Consider the following 14954-nt stretch of genomic DNA (forward strand, 5'->3'; position numbering starts at 1 on the left):
CCTACAAAACCCAACAACATCAACAAATTGTGCAATTCGTAGGCCGGATAAGATGCGCCAGCATCGCATCCGGCACGATACCCAAAACCTGGCGTTTATCTGGCCTTGCTCGCCATAATCTCGATAATCTGCCGATCCGTTTGCTGCATCGAATGGCTTGCTAACGCACACAGGTTGGCAATCGACTGCTCAACATCATGCGCCACGATCCCTTCATTGCCGGTCACTGCGGTATCATCCAGCGCCATTAACACCGCTTTCCACGCAGCCGAAGCACTGGTCGAAACCTTCATCGCGCAGCTGTTCGACGCACCATCGCAAATCATGCCGCTGACATCGCCGATCATACTGCTGATCGCCATCGAGATGGTTTCATAACGCCCATCCACCAGCCATGCCATCCCGGCGGCGGCCCCCATTGCTGCGGTCGTTGCGGCACAAAGCGCAGACAAACGCGGTAACTGGTTATGGATGTAAATCGCGCTCAAATGCGAAAGCATCAGCGCACGCGCCAGCCGTTCATCATCGGCCCCGAAGTGTTCTGCTACCACCACCACAGGCATTGTTGCAGTGATCCCCTGGTTACCCGAGCCGGAGTTACTCATTGCCGGAAGCGTAGCGCCGCCCATACGCGCATCGGATGCCGCGCTGGTACGAATCACAATGGATGAAGAGAGATCTTTCGCCAGCAAGCCGCGCGCGCACTGTTTTTCCAGCGTCGCGCCAATATGCAGCCCCCAGTTACCGCTCAAGCCTTCCTGCGATAACGCGCAATTTAACTTCGCGGAATCGAGAATAAAGCGGATCGCCGCAAACGGGACTTCATTGACGAACTTCAGGATCTCAGCCAGCGTCGTCCTGGAAAGCACCGTCAGCGGAGACTCTTGCTCGCCCTCTGCCACACACGCCTGCTGGGTAAACACCACACCATTGTGCGTCTCAATATGCACAATGTTGGTATGCCCGCCGACGATAGTGACACACGCCCACTTCTCACCGTTCCAGACTTTGGCGCGTGAGAAGAGGATTTCATCGCAAGGTTCCTGGATCTTAACTGAGACTTTCCCCGCCGCCAGCAGTGCTTTGGCATCGGCAATTGCCTGCGCAGTTGCATCTTTCAGCACTTCCAGCCCGGCGTTAGCATTTCCACCTAACGCTCCCAGCGCCGCCGCAATCGGCAGCCCCACCATTCCCGTGCCGGGAACGGTGACGCCCAGGCCGTTCTTCATCAGATTTGGCGAAACCCAGGCTTCTACACGTTCAACCGGACCTTCCAGTTCTGCCGCAGCAACCGCCGCCGCCAGCGCCAGTGAAATCGGTTCAGTACATCCCAGCGCCGGTTTTACTTCCTCCTGAACGGCGAGGATGTAACGCTGCCATAACGGATTTAAAGTCGAATCAAACATATTAAAAACCTTAAAATTTCAGGTAAATCAAGAAAATGCCAGGAACGGAGAAACACAAAGCAACAAACCAGTGACGATAATCAGGTACAGAGACATCCCTTTGTATTTGTGCAATGCCGGTACTTTGTAAACCAGCCACGCCGGGATCAGGCACCCTACCATGCCGAAAATCGGGCTACAGATAGAGGTGAAGCTCAACACCGGTGCGTTCAGTACGATGGCGCTCCAGGCCAGCAAAATGGCGAAAATCATGATGCCGCGCTGAACGAGATTTTCGTTAATCTTCTCGGCAGGCATCTTGCGACGCAGGATGTTCATTACGATCCCTTGCGTTGCTTCGCGAAAGCCTAAATAGACGCCAAAAAACGCGGTCATTACAGCAAAGATATTGAGAATGACGCTGACCACTTTCACCCACGCTGCGCCGTCACCGCTAATAAACTGCGCCGCAATTGCCAGCGCGGAAATATTCTGCTCGTAGGCTTTTACCGCTTCGTCATGTCCCATCGCCAGCGTGAACGACACGGCGTAGAAAAAGACGGTGACAAACAAAATACCAAACGCGATATTCATTGCCCGCAATGCTTTATGCCGCGCCACTTCAATCGATTTTTCCCGCGAGCGATAAGAGATCACCATCGGGCTTAACGTCTGGATAAACAGAATCGACGTCAGGGTAAACGGCAGGGTGATAATGGCGTTTTTCACCAGCAACCCCAGCGGCGGCAGCGAACCGACGTTATACAGATGCCACATTCCCACCATCGATACGCCCAGCGCCGCGACCACCAGCAGCTTGGTCAGCACCATGCCGGTCGAAATTTTGAATAACAATTTCTCGCCGCGTGAAGAGATCGCCACCAGAATGCAAATCAGTACCAGACCATAAAAGGGACTGTCTGACAGCAACCCTTCCGTCACGCCGAAGGTATGCAGGTAGGAAGCACTATCGTTGGTGATGGCGGTGGAATAGACGAACATCCAAATCACCAGCATTACGAAATAGAGCGCACCTAACAGGATGCCCCAGTTTTTACCTAAATAACCGCTAATGACGCTCGGGTAATCTTTACATTCTGGTGATTCTGCCAGCGTATTAATAAACAATCGCTGAAACAGATACATTGCCGGGTAACCAATCACCGATGAGAGCAAAAATACCCACAATCCCATCAAACCGACCTGCACCGGGAGAAAAACAATCCCCGCGCCAATCGCCATCCCGATACTCATAATCACCCAGCCGGTGTCAGTACTGTCGAATTTGATCGCTTCTCGCCACTCGCTCTCACTCATTCCAGCACGACCCGCCGGGGTCGAAGCGTCTGCAATGACGCCTTTATTCGATGCAATTTCCATAATTTCTCGCTCAATATTTTGTAGGGCTTATTATTTTTTTCCGAGCCGCATCAAGGCGATATGCGGTCTACGTTTTTGCAGGCGAGTTATTAGAATAAAGAAATGATACGCGCGAGGTCAGAGAAAATCTTCACAATCAAGGCTTTGAAATAACGGAGATGGATAAGAATTTTCTACTAAATTAATCACAAGAGAATATTCATTCTCTATTTGCGGCAGATCACAAAAAAAAGGTGCACATTTGTGCACCCAAGGATGAAAGCTGACAGCAATGTCAGCCGCAGACCACTTTAATAGCCAGTCCTCCGCGTGATGTTTCGCGGTATTTATCGTTCATATCTTTGCCGGTTTCATACATCGTCTCGATCACTTTATCGAGTGAAACACGCGGTGCCGAGGTGCGGCGCATCGCCATCCGCGCGGCGTTTACTGCTTTCACGGCATTAATGGCATTACGTTCAATGCACGGGATTTGTACCTGTCCGGCAACCGGATCGCAGGTCAGCCCAAGGTTATGCTCCATCGCGATTTCCGCCGCATTGCATACCTGCGCCGGACTGCCGCCCAGTAGTTCAGTTAACCCTGCCGCCGCCATTGAACAGGCCACGCCAATCTCCCCCTGACAGCCGACTTCCGCGCCAGAGATGGAGGCGTTCATTTTATACAGCGCGCCAATAGCCCCGGCTGCAAGAAAATAGCGGGCAATTGACCGCTCATTTACCGGACGACGGAACTTATCGTAATAAGCCAGCACTGCCGGAATAATGCCGCACGCACCGTTAGTCGGTGCCGTTACCACGCGCCCGCCAGCTGCGTTTTCTTCACTAACCGCCAGCGCGTACATGTTGATCCAGTCGATGACATTCATCGGATCGTTAGAGATGTTATCGCTGGAAACCAGCTGACGACGCAGCGCTACGGCACGGCGCGGCACATTGAGCGGACCAGGCAGCACGCCTTCAGTGTTCATCCCGCGTTCAATACCGTCATGCATCACTTGCCAGATACGGGCAAACCCGGCATCAATTTCCGCTTTACTGCGCAGCGCCAGCTCGTTGTGCATCATCAGGCCAGAAATAGACAGGCCGTTGTAATCACACATTTTCAGCAGTTCACCTGCTGAGTGGAAATCGTAAGGTACGGGTGTTTCGACATCGTGCGACAGGCCGAAGTGTTCTTCTTCAACGATAAATCCGCCACCGACTGAGTAGTAAGTTTTGCTTAATAGCTCTTTCTGCCCATTCCAGGCAGTAATCCGCATCCCGTTCTCATGACGAGGCAACATTTCAGGATGGAAAACAATGTTCTTTGCTACAGGAAAATCAACAACATGCGCCCCAGAAGCCACCGACAACCGCCCGCTGCGCGTCACTAACTCTATAAATGCAGGGATCTCATCAATGACAACATCCTGCGGACTGTTTCCTGCCAGTCCCATGATGATGGCGACATCCGTGGCATGGCCTTTGCCCGTCAGTGACAACGACCCGTACAGATCGACCACAATATGGCTCGTCGCGGTTAATAAGCCGCTACTTTCCAGCCGATCAATAAAACTTTTTCCGGCATTCATTGGCCCCACGGTATGCGAACTGGAGGGTCCAATCCCAATTTTGAAAATATCGAATGCACTAATCATATCCACACCCTCGGATTGCCGTTCAGTGAAGTGGAGCGGAACGACCTTGCGACCGTCCCGCTCACGAGGCTTTACGCACTACGTACTGCGATGGCTTCAATTTCCAGCTTCACATCTTTCGGCAAACGCGCGACCTGCACACAGCTCCGGGTCGGGTAGGTCGCCTGATGCTCATCGAAGAACTGCTTATAGACTTCATTGATGGTGGCAAAATCATTCAGATCGGTGATGAACACGGTCATCTTGATGATATCGCCCACGCTCAGCCCGGCAGCAACCACGATCGCTTTGACGTTTTCGAGGCTTAAACGCGCCTGATCTTGCACATCAGCCGGGATCTCACCGGTCTGTGGGCAAACCGGAATTTGCCCGGAGGTGAAGACCATGCTGCCTAAATCAACGCCCTGAACATAAGGGCCGATTGCACCTGGGGCACGTTGCGTTTCGATAATCTTTTTCATACATCCTCCGGCGTCAGAGCGCCTGGGTAAAAGTACGTGAAATAACATCCTGTTGCTGTTCACGGGTCAGTGCGTTGAAGCGCACGGCGTAGCCAGAGACACGGATTGTCAGGTTAGGATATTTTTCCGGGTGCTCGATGGCATCCAGCAGCATTTCCCTATTCATTACGTTGACGTTGAGGTGTTGACCGCCTTCGACATCCGCTTCGTGGTGGAAATACCCATCCAGCAGGCCGACAAGGTTGGTTTTACGTACTGGATCTTCTTTGCCCAGCGCCGCCGGGACAATTGAGAAGGTGTACGAGATCCCGTCTTTGGCGTAGGTGAACGGCAGTTTCGCCACCGACGTCAGCGAGGCTACCGCACCTTTGCGGTCACGACCGTGCATCGGGTTAGCGCCCGGTGCGAACGGTGTACCCGCGCGACGACCGTCTGGCGTGTTACCGGTTTTCTGGCCGTACACCACGTTAGAAGTGATAGTCAGAATCGACTGGGTGGGGACGGCGTTGCGATAGGTTGGCAGCGCTTTAATTTTCTTCATAAAGCGTTCAACCAGATCGCAGGCAATGCTGTCTACGCGCTCGTCGTTGTTGCCATACTGCGGATATTCGCCGTCGATTTCGAAATCCACCGCCAGGCCGTTTTCGTCACGGATCGGTTTCACGCGGGCATATTTGATGGCAGACAGGGAGTCCGTCGCCACCGACAGACCCGCGATGCCGCAAGCCATCGTGCGATAAACATCACGATCGTGCAGCGCCATCAGCGAAGCTTCGTAGCTGTACTTGTCGTGCATGTAGTGAATGATATTCAGCGCGCTGATGTACTGCACCGCCAGCCAGTCCATGAAGTGATCGAGACTGTCCATCACTTTGTCGTAATCCAGCACGTCGTCCATCAGCGGTGCCGTTTTCGGACCGACCTGAATCTTCAGCTTCTCATCCACCCCGCCGTTAATTGCGTACAGCAGCGTTTTCGCCAGGTTAGCGCGTGCACCAAAGAACTGCATTTGCTTACCAATCACCATTGGGCTGACGCAGCAGGCAATCGCGTAATCGTCGCTGTTGAAGTCAGTACGCATCAGATCGTCGTTTTCATACTGCAAGGAAGAGGTGACGATTGACACCTGCGCGGCATATTTTTTGAAGGCAATCGGTAATTCTTCCGACCAAAGAATGGTCAGGTTAGGTTCCGGTGCAGGCCCCATAGTGTGCAGGGTGTGCAAATAGCGGAAGGAGTTTTTGGTCACCAGTGTACGACCGTCCAGCCCCATCCCGCCGATCACTTCCGTCGCCCAGATTGGATCGCCGGAGAACAGCGAATCAAATTCCGGCGTACGCAAGAAGCGCACCATACGGATCTTCATAATGAAGTGGTCGATCAGTTCCTGTGCCTGCTGCTCATTGAGGACGCCAGCTTTAAAGTCGCGCTCAATGTAGATATCGAGGAACGATGCCGTGCGCCCCAGCGACATCGCGCCGCCATTTTGCGATTTCACTGCCGCCAGGTAAGCGAAGTAGAGCCACTGCACCGCTTCCTGCGCATTCTGCGCCGGACGGGAGATATCAAAACCGTATTTCGCCGCCATTTCCTGAATCTGCAACAGCGCACGACGATGTTCCGCCAGCTCCTCACGCAGACGGATGGTGGCTTCCAGATCCTCGCCTTTTTCCAGACGGGACTGGAGATCGGCAAATTGCAGTTCGCGTTCACGCACCAGATAACTGATGCCATATAGCGCCACGCGGCGATAGTCACCGATAATGCGCCCACGACCATAGCCATCTGGTAAACCGGTCAGCACGCCAGATTTACGGCAGCGCAGCATATCCGGTGAGTAAACATCAAATACGCCCTGGTTATGGGTTTTACGCAGATCGGTAAACAGATATTCAAATTCACTGTCCATTTCACGACCATAGGCGTGGAATGAACTTTTAATCATATTAATGCCACCGAACGGATGCAGCGCACGCTTTAATGGCGCATCCGTTTGCAGGCCCACTATTTTTTCCAGCGGCTGGTTAATATATCCCGCATCATGAGCGGTAATGGTGGTAGCAATATTAGTATCGAAATCAACCGGCGCGTGGGTTGCGTTTTCGATACGGATGCCTTCCATCACTTTTTCCCACAATTCCGTGGTGGCTGGCGTTGCTTCGGCGAGAAAAGATTCATCACCTTCATACGGTGTATAGTTATGTTGAATAAAATCGCGGACATTAATTTCGTTTTTCCAGTCCGTACCTTTAAAGCCAAGCCATGCGTCGGCGTACAGCTTATCGCTGGTATCAATATCTACCTTCATGAAAAATAATCTCTCTACAATACTTCAACTAAATTATGCAAATTCTGCGGGCGCGTTCACTTTGCCTAAATGAATGGCATCCAAAGCAATCATTTTTTCTTCGTTGGTTGGGATAACGGCGCAAATGACACGCGCATTTTCACTGGAAACAATTCGCTCTCCACAGGAGTTAGAGCGATTATTCATTTCTGTATCAATCTCTACGCCTAATACAGCCAAATGTTCCATGACCAGACGACGAATTAAACTTGAATTCTCTCCTATTCCGCCGGTGAATATAATTCCATCCAGGCGATGTAATGAGGCTGCGTGTCCGGCAATATGACGGGCAATTCGGTGAACAAAGGTTTTAATTGCCAGTTGCGCGCGTTCGTGACCTTCATGCCAGGCTTTTTCCAGAACACGTAAATCCGAAGAAAGACCGGAAATACCTAATAATCCCGACTCTTTATTCACTACGCGTTCCAGGTCACCCAGGCTCTGGTTGGTTTGGCTGGCGACCCAGGACATCGCACCAAAGTCGACATCGCCACTGCGGGTACCCATCATCAAGCCTTCCAGCGGCGTCATTCCCATTGAGGTATCAACACTCTGACCGTTGCGAACTGCACAGATTGACGCGCCATTGCCAAGATGCGCCACAACCAGGCCGGAGTCATCTTCCGCCAGATTCAGCAAAGAATGTGCGCGCTGGGAAACATAGCGGTGCGACGTGCCGTGGAAACCATAACGGCGTACACCTAACTCTTCATAATATTTCCACGGCAGGCCGTATAAATAAGCTTCCGGAGCCATCGTCTGGTGGAAACTGGTATCAAATACCGCCACCTGAGTTACGCCCGGAAATAATTGCTGCGCCGATTCAATACCGCTTAAATTGGCGTAATTATGCAGGGGTGCCAGTGGAGAAACGCGACGGATATTATCAATGACTTCATCGGTAATAATGGCGGACTCGGTAAAAATACTGCCGCCGTGAGCGATGCGGTGGCCAATTAAGGCCACACTGTCATTTAAATTCCGTTTTTCCAGTTCAAATGCAATTGCCTTCAATGCACCTTCGTAGCTGTGGTGAGCCAGCGGTGCTGGCTCTCCCCCATTTACGGATAAGAATGCATTTTCCGAGTTAATACCGTCGGCAATACCTGACATTAATACTTCACAGTCGCTGGCATCGAGTACGGAAAACTTAATCGAAGACGAACCACAGTTAATAACCAAAACAACCGGAAATTCATTCATCTCTTTTCTCATCCTGAGTTACGGATTAAAACAGTTTGTATACGATGTTCAGGATGGTCAGCAGACCAATCACGGTAACAAACACGTTATCCAGACGACCACGGTATTTCGCCAGAGACGGCGCTTTACGGATGGCATACATCGGCAACAGGCACAGCAGGGATGCGATAATCGGTGCGCCCATGGCTTCAATCAGGTCGAGGATGTTCGGGTTGGCGTAGGCAACAACCCAGGTGGAGCCCATGATGAAGATCATGCTGAGAGTATTCAGTTTACCCAGCGACACTTTGGTTTTGTCACCTTTATAACCGAACTTCAGAATCAGGCCATTCAAGCCTTCCAGCGTCCCCAGATAGTGACCGAAGAAAGATTTGAAGATAGCCACGAGTGCGATGATGGAAGCCGCATATTCCAGTGTAATCGCGAACGTTGTTTTGGTACCGGTCATGGACGCAAAGTGGTTAGCCAGATAAGAAAGCACTGGAATATTCTGCGCTTTGGCTTCCGCCATGTTGGCCGGAGACAGCGTAAACAGGCAGCTAAAGGCAAAGAACATCACCACTGCAACCATCAGCATGCTGGCACGAGAAATGATTTGGGAACATTTACGTTCGGTGAAGTCGCGACCGAAGTCTTTCTCATACTCTTCACGTTTAGAAACCACGAAGGAAGAGACGATTGGCGAGAAGTTAAAGGAGAAAACCATGATGGAAATCCCCAGCCAGACAGTGATCAGGATACCGTCATGACCAGTTAACGACAGCGAACCGAGGTCAACCTGGTCGATAACTGCAGAGTTCCAGTAAGGGATCAGCGACAGAGAAATCAGCACCAGGCTGGCGATAAACGGCCATACCAGGTAGCTCATCACTTTAACCATCAGATCCTTACCAAACCAGATGACGAAAGCCATCAGCAGCAACAGGAACAGCGCCACAAAGCCGCGATTCAGCGGTGCAAAGCCGAGCTGGTTTTCCCAGAACGTCATAAAGGTATTGGTAATAGTAACGCCATAAATCCACAGCAGTGGGCAAATCGCGAAGAAGTACAGGAACGTGATAACCACGCCGCCAGTTTTACCAAAATGCTCTTCCACCGTTTCCGTAATGTTGCCGGAAGGGTTAGAGCCAGAAAGACACAGACGCGCCAGCGCCCGGTGGCAATAAAACGCGATGGGGTATGCCAATACCAACATCAGAAGAATCGGGATCAGTCCGCCAAAACCTGCGCGGATAGGGAAGAACAGCACCCCGGCGCCGATTGCCGTACCAAACAAGCCTAACGTCCATGTGGTATCTGATTTACGCCAGGACGATTGTTTTGTCTGGCTGGATACAATGCTATCTGAAGTACTCATATCCTATCCTCAACGAATTAATTAAGCGTCAACGAAACCGGTGATTTGAGAGACGCGAGAAAGATCGATATTGCCGCCGGAAATAATACTGACGGTTTTTCTGTTTTGAATATATTGGTCTAATTTACCGCTTAATAATGCAGCACATGCCAGAGCGCCTGCGCCTTCGGTGACGACTTTATTGCGCTGAATTAAGGCAATCATACTGTTTCTGATTTCGTCTTCGCTGACCAGCACGATGTCATCGACTAATTCACGAACGATTTCGTAAGTTAAATTACCCGGGCGGGAGACATCACAACCATCCGCCAGGGTGCCGGTAGTTCGGTGCGTGGTTATTTCTCCGGAGTGGAAAGAAGCCGCCATGCCGTGAACGTTTTCAGACTGTACGCCAATAACACGAATGGTCGGGTTAATAGATTTAATTGCCACCGCAATACCAGCAATTAAACCGCCACCACCAATTGGCACAATCACGTTATCGACATCATAGAGATCTTCCATAATTTCCAGACCAATCGTTCCCTGGCCAGCAATCACTTTCGGATCATCGTAAGGTGGGATAAAAATACGGCCTTCCATTTCGACAATTTCGCTCACTTTAGCGATAGTGTCGTTGAAGTTATCACCATGCAGAACGACTTCTGCGGAGTAGTCGCACGTTGCCGCTACTTTGGATTTTGGCGCACCTTTTGGCATCACCACTTTACCGTCGATGCCCAGCATCGCGCAGGAGAGGGAAACCCCTTGCGCATGGTTGCCCGCAGAACAGGCCACCACGCCTTTGCGTTTTTCCGCATCGGTCAGTGAACTTAATTTATTAAATGCGCCACGAATTTTAAATGAACCCGTACGCTGCATGTTTTCGAATTTGAGGAATATTTCACCTTTGCAACGTTCACTAAAATAGTTGGAGCGAGGCATGCCTGTTTTATAAATTCGCCCAGCCAGTCGTTGTTTTGCTTCAATGATGTCATCAATAGCAACCGGGAGATCGTATGTAATATGCATTATAAAACCTCTTAGCCTGAATTAAATATGTAGGTAACCGTAACCGACACCTGCAAAACAGACAGGTGGATTATTTATGTTTAAATAAAAACAAATAACTAACCAACTTCAATTAATTGCCTTCGTCTACACCCATTATAAGATGAATACTCTTTGGCTAATTCCACCAAAACCGATGCTGCTTTTTTAATACGATAATTTTTCGACCATACCGCGGCATATTGTGCCACAGGTAATGTTTCTTCAACCGGAATAGTAATAAATTGATTAGAACCAAAAGGTGATGTCATATCACATGGAATTACAGTTAAGAAATCAGCATTGAGAACAAGATTATAAATTGTCACGACTGAGTCGGTTTTAACGATGTTTTCAATACTGATGCCATTTCTTTGTAACGTGGTGAGCAGCTCGCTGTAGTATCCCATATTGGTTTGTGGCAACACCCACTGTTCGTTCTTCAACGACTCCAGCGTGGTGGTGCCGGTGCATGTTCGGGACTTACTGGCTACCAGCACAAACTCGGACTCGAACAGCGGCTCAACATGTAAATCCTGAAGCTTCATTTCTGCGCTTAACGTACCAATCGCAAAATCAAGTCGACCGTCGCGGATTGCCGGTAAGAACGAAGACAGTTGCGCTTCATACATAGAAACCTGCGCTTTCGGGAACACCTCTTTGAACTTGTTGATCATCCCTGACATAAAAGTAAAACCAATCAATGAAGGAAAACCAAATGAGACTTCCACCACCGCCTCAGAAGACATACCGCTTATCTCATTAACCATATTTTTCATTTCACGGGTAATGGATTCGGAACGGGAGAGTAACAATTGACCGGCAGGTGTTAATGTTACACCGGTATTTTTCCGCACCACTAATTCCACGCCAAAATAATCTTCAATATCGTTAATGATTTTACTGACGGCCGGTTGAGTTAACCCTAATTCTTTTGCAGCCGAGCCGATAGAGCCACTTCTAATGACTTCCTGAAAGACTACCAGGTGCTGCGTTTTCGGAAGAAGAATAGTGCTCATAACGACCTACGTTAATTACCTCATTGACGGCATGAAGTGTATCAAAATGAAATGAACAGGATATGTGCGACCACTCACAAATTAACTTTCAATACTTTCCAGGGTATCGTTATTCCAATTAAATATCTTTATATATCAATAAGTTAAAGTATAAAAATCAGCATAAACCCTGATTTTTGTCAAAAAAAATGACGGGGATAACCATATTTTATGGCGATAACATCATTCGTTATGTGGTTAATACAAAAAAGGGGTTGAGGCCATATTTCAAGCAATTACCGGATAATTACCAGGCAAAATTTGAGTTAAATTTAATGAGCAAGTTCTCAAATTTTATTATAAATAAACCATTTTCAGCGATAAATAATGCGGCACGTCACATTTTTTCACGCTATTTGTTGGAGAACAAACATTTATTTTATCAATATTTTAAAATTTCGAATACAGGTATTGATCATCTCGAACAATTGATTAACGTCAACTTTTTCTCTTCTGACAGGACGTCATTTTGTGAATGCAATCGTTTTCCATAAATTCCTCTCCCCTCATAGGCGACGAATAGCATTTTGTGTTGAGGATCACAAAACGAATAATTGCTGGTCGCCGCGATAAGGTCAGCCAAAGACAACAAGGGGAATTTTCACAGAGCTTTTGATCGGCGTAGGCCACAGAATGTTGCTTCGTTTACTGTAATGCCGGGTAAATGAGCGTTTTTTGATAGTGCGAAAGTGCCGTGCGAGGAAAATAAGCATCTATTATTGTTTGTCATGATGACAAGGCAGGCATCAATGAAAGGCTTCCCAATTGCACATATTTTTCACCCTTCAATCCCGCCAATGCACGCAGTGGTTAACAATCACAACAGAAATATTGATTATTGGACGGTAAAAAGAAAGTTTGCAGAAATTGTCTCCACCAATGACGTTAATAAAATATACAGTATAAGTAATGAACTGCGGAGAGTATTATCTGCAATTACTGCATTGAATTTCTATCAAGGCGATATTCCTTCTGTCATGATCCGAATCCAACCGGAAAATATGAGTCCATTCATCATAGATATTTCTACAGGAGAACATGACGATTATATCATACAAACATTAGATGTAGGCACTTTTGCACCTTTTGGTGAACAATGTATTTGCTCAGCCGTCAATAAAAAAGAGCTGGAATGTATTAAGGAGACGATTTCTAAGTATTGTGCAAAATTCACCCGAAAAGAAGCCATCTTAACCCCCCCTACGTACTTTAATAAAACCTCCATTCCTTCAGATTGTTGGCAAATTCTCTTTTTTTCACCCGATCATTTTAATAATGATTTTTATTGATTATTTATAAAGGATAAAATAATGTCCCCTGTTTCATCAATTGGTAATAATATTAGTAGTGATTTAGCCCGTCGAAAAATGAATGACCTTCCTGAAAGCCCCATAGTTAATAACCTCGAAGCACTAGCACCAGGTATAGAAAAACTAAAACAGACCTCTATTGAAATGGTCACTTTACTTAACGCGTTACAACCAGGTGGGAAATGCATTATCACTGGTGATTTTCAAAAAGAATTAGCGTACTTACAAAATGTAATTCTTTATAATGATTCGTCTCTTCGTCTGGATTTTTTTGGTTATAACGCCCGAATTATTCAACGATCAGACAATACCTGTGAACTTACAATTAATGAACCGTTAAAAAACCAGGAAATATCCACAGGCAATATCAATGTTAATTGCCCATTGAAAGACATTTACAATGAAATCAGGAGGTTGAACGTAATCTTTAGTTGTGGGAGTGGAGGTATAGTTGATCTATCCTCTCTGGACTTACGGAATGTCGATTTAGAACTTTATGATTTTACAGATAAACATATGGCCAATACAATTTTAAATCCTTTTAAATTGGATGACACAGATTTTACTAATGCCAACATGTTTCAGGTAAATTTCGTTAGTTCAAAACAAAACGCCACAATCTCATGGGATTATTTACTAAAAATAACGCCTGTTATAACAAGCATTAACGATATGTATTCTGAAGAAAAAATTAAGCTTGTCGAAAGTTGTTTAAATGCGCTTGGAGATATTACCGAAGAACAATTAAAAATCATGAGACTTGCAATTATAGAATCTATACCAAGAGCAACTCTAACAGATCAATTAGAAAATGAATTAACAAAAGAAATATATAAAAGCTCATCGAAAATTAACAATTACTTGAACAGAATTAAATTACCAGAGATGAAAGGATTCTCATCAGAAAAAATAGATTATTACATCGATATAATCATTAAAGATTATGAAAGCGTCAAAGAAAATGCTTATCTTATCGATCCAAAAATTAATTACAATACAGATTTAAACATAGAGGATTCTAGCTCAGAGGAATTCCTTTCAGATAATACACTAGAGAAAGACGAAAATTCTCCTGACAATTGCTTTGAGGTCGTAAAATATAACACATATGAAGCTTATAACTCAGAGAAGCAATATTTTACCAGAGAGGACTATACGTATGATTACGACCTTTTAAATGCAATATAGACTTAATAATTTCTTACAAAGTCTATTATTAATACCGTAGATATTTATTCATCTTACACTATGCTCCAAAAGCAAAAACCCGCCGAAGCGGGTTTTTACGTAAAACAGGTGAAACTGACCGATAAGCCGCTTTCTTTTGGGTATAGCGTCGTGGACAGTCATTCATCTTTCCGCTCCTCCAAAAGCAAAAACCCGCCGAAGCGGGTTTTTACGTAAAACAGGTGAAACTGACCGATAAGCCGGGTTCTGTCGTGGACAGTCATTCATCTAGGCCAGCAATCGCTCACTGGCTCAAGCAGCCTACCCGGGTTCAGTACGGGCCGTACCTTATGAACCCCTATTTGGCCTTGCTCCGGGTGGAGTTTACCGTGCCACGGACTGTTACCAGCCGCGCGGTGCGCTCTTACCGCACCCTTTCACCCTTACCTGATCCCGCTTGCGCGGGCCATCGGCGGTTTGCTCTCTGTTGCACTGGTCGTGGGTTTCCCCCCCAGGCGTTACCTGGCACCCTGCCCTATGGAGCCCGGACTTTCCTCCCCTCCGCCCGTCTCCCCCGAAGAGGACGACGACGAAGCGGCGACTGTCTGGTCAGCTTCG

12 protein-coding genes and 1 other RNA gene are annotated in these 14954 nt (G+C 47.6%); 3 read left to right on the forward strand and 10 right to left on the reverse strand.

Translation table 11 applies throughout. The annotated features are described in order from the left end of the window. Positions 1-95: 95 nt before the first annotated feature. The 9 genes from cyuA to tdcA form a co-directional block, all read right to left on the reverse strand. The gene (gene cyuA, locus ACJHYW_RS05345) at positions 96-1406 is read right to left on the reverse strand and encodes a cysteine desulfidase (protein ID WP_000460500.1); all 1311 of its coding nucleotides are present in this window, start codon (positions 1404-1406) and stop codon (positions 96-98) included. 27 nt (positions 1407-1433) lie between these two features. Next, the gene (locus ACJHYW_RS05350) at positions 1434-2765 is read right to left on the reverse strand and encodes an amino acid permease (protein ID WP_000401598.1); all 1332 of its coding nucleotides are present in this window, start codon (positions 2763-2765) and stop codon (positions 1434-1436) included. Between the two features lie 274 nt (positions 2766-3039). Further along, positions 3040-4404: an L-serine ammonia-lyase gene (gene tdcG, locus ACJHYW_RS05355; RefSeq protein ID WP_061092736.1), complete on the reverse strand. Its 1365-nt coding sequence runs from the start codon at positions 4402-4404 to the stop codon at positions 3040-3042. 71 nt (positions 4405-4475) lie between these two features. Then, a complete protein-coding gene (locus ACJHYW_RS05360) occupies positions 4476-4865 on the reverse strand; it encodes an enamine/imine deaminase (RefSeq protein ID WP_000719990.1) in 390 nt (129 codons plus the stop codon). A 13-nt stretch (positions 4866-4878) separates the two neighbouring features. Beyond that, complete coding sequence (gene tdcE, locus ACJHYW_RS05365) at positions 4879-7173, reverse strand: 2-ketobutyrate formate-lyase/pyruvate formate-lyase (RefSeq protein ID WP_000861747.1); 2295 nt, start codon at positions 7171-7173, stop codon at positions 4879-4881. Positions 7174-7206: 33 nt separating this feature from the next. Further along, complete coding sequence (gene tdcD, locus ACJHYW_RS05370; RefSeq protein ID WP_001361211.1) at positions 7207-8415, reverse strand: propionate kinase; 1209 nt, start codon at positions 8413-8415, stop codon at positions 7207-7209. A 25-nt stretch (positions 8416-8440) separates the two neighbouring features. Beyond that, positions 8441-9772 (reverse strand): threonine/serine transporter TdcC, encoded by a 1332-nt coding sequence (gene tdcC, locus ACJHYW_RS05375; RefSeq protein ID WP_000107721.1) that lies wholly within the window; start codon positions 9770-9772, stop codon positions 8441-8443. A gap of 21 nt (positions 9773-9793) precedes the next feature. Continuing rightward, positions 9794-10783 carry a bifunctional threonine ammonia-lyase/L-serine ammonia-lyase TdcB gene (gene tdcB, locus ACJHYW_RS05380; RefSeq protein ID WP_000548347.1) on the reverse strand — a complete coding sequence of 330 codons (990 nt, stop codon included), beginning with the start codon at positions 10781-10783 and terminating at the stop codon, positions 9794-9796. Between the two features lie 98 nt (positions 10784-10881). Beyond that, entirely contained in the window at positions 10882-11820 is a 939-nt protein-coding gene (gene tdcA / locus ACJHYW_RS05385; RefSeq protein ID WP_000104211.1) for a transcriptional regulator TdcA, read from the reverse strand. 314 nt (positions 11821-12134) lie between these two features. Here tdcA and tdcR point away from each other — a divergent pair, with 314 nt between their 5' ends. The 3 genes from tdcR to ACJHYW_RS05400 all read left to right on the forward strand — a co-directional run bounded on the left by tdcR (position 12135) and on the right by ACJHYW_RS05400 (position 14357). Beyond that, entirely contained in the window at positions 12135-12353 is a 219-nt protein-coding gene (tdcR, locus tag ACJHYW_RS05390) for a transcriptional activator TdcR (RefSeq protein ID WP_000033206.1), read from the forward strand. A gap of 255 nt (positions 12354-12608) precedes the next feature. Next, positions 12609-13148 (forward strand): protein YhaB, encoded by a 540-nt coding sequence (gene yhaB, locus ACJHYW_RS05395; RefSeq protein WP_000675736.1) that lies wholly within the window; start codon positions 12609-12611, stop codon positions 13146-13148. 21 nt (positions 13149-13169) lie between these two features. Next, a complete protein-coding gene (locus ACJHYW_RS05400) occupies positions 13170-14357 on the forward strand; it encodes a YhaC family protein (protein ID WP_061092737.1) in 1188 nt (395 codons plus the stop codon). A gap of 219 nt (positions 14358-14576) precedes the next feature. Here the strand turns inward: ACJHYW_RS05400 and rnpB are convergent. Next, an RNA gene (rnpB, locus tag ACJHYW_RS05405) (RNase P RNA component class A) lies at positions 14577-14953 on the reverse strand. Between the last annotated feature and the right edge of the window lies 1 nt (position 14954).

The sequence above is a fragment of the Escherichia sp. WS3063 genome (assembly GCF_046486595.1).
In the GTDB taxonomy this organism is placed as follows: domain Bacteria; phylum Pseudomonadota; class Gammaproteobacteria; order Enterobacterales; family Enterobacteriaceae; genus Escherichia; species Escherichia coli.

Excerpts from the sequence above, each read along its gene's own strand:
- tdcA (WP_000104211.1), bottom strand. The coding sequence starts at position 11,820 with ATGAGCACTATTCTTCTTCCGAAAACGCAGCACCTGGTAGTCTTTCAG.
- ACJHYW_RS05400 (WP_061092737.1), top strand. The coding sequence starts at position 13,170 with ATGTCCCCTGTTTCATCAATTGGTAATAATATTAGTAGTGATTTAGCC.
- tdcC (WP_000107721.1), bottom strand. The coding sequence starts at position 9,772 with ATGAGTACTTCAGATAGCATTGTATCCAGCCAGACAAAACAATCGTCC.
- ACJHYW_RS05350 (WP_000401598.1), bottom strand. The coding sequence starts at position 2,765 with ATGGAAATTGCATCGAATAAAGGCGTCATTGCAGACGCTTCGACCCCG.
- cyuA (WP_000460500.1), bottom strand. The coding sequence starts at position 1,406 with ATGTTTGATTCGACTTTAAATCCGTTATGGCAGCGTTACATCCTCGCC.
- ACJHYW_RS05360 (WP_000719990.1), bottom strand. The coding sequence starts at position 4,865 with ATGAAAAAGATTATCGAAACGCAACGTGCCCCAGGTGCAATCGGCCCT.
- tdcB (WP_000548347.1), bottom strand. The coding sequence starts at position 10,783 with ATGCATATTACATACGATCTCCCGGTTGCTATTGATGACATCATTGAA.
- tdcE (WP_000861747.1), bottom strand. The coding sequence starts at position 7,173 with ATGAAGGTAGATATTGATACCAGCGATAAGCTGTACGCCGACGCATGG.
- tdcD (WP_001361211.1), bottom strand. The coding sequence starts at position 8,415 with ATGAATGAATTTCCGGTTGTTTTGGTTATTAACTGTGGTTCGTCTTCG.
- yhaB (WP_000675736.1), top strand. The coding sequence starts at position 12,609 with ATGAAAGGCTTCCCAATTGCACATATTTTTCACCCTTCAATCCCGCCA.
- tdcG (WP_061092736.1), bottom strand. The coding sequence starts at position 4,404 with ATGATTAGTGCATTCGATATTTTCAAAATTGGGATTGGACCCTCCAGT.
- tdcR (WP_000033206.1), top strand. The coding sequence starts at position 12,135 with ATGAGCAAGTTCTCAAATTTTATTATAAATAAACCATTTTCAGCGATA.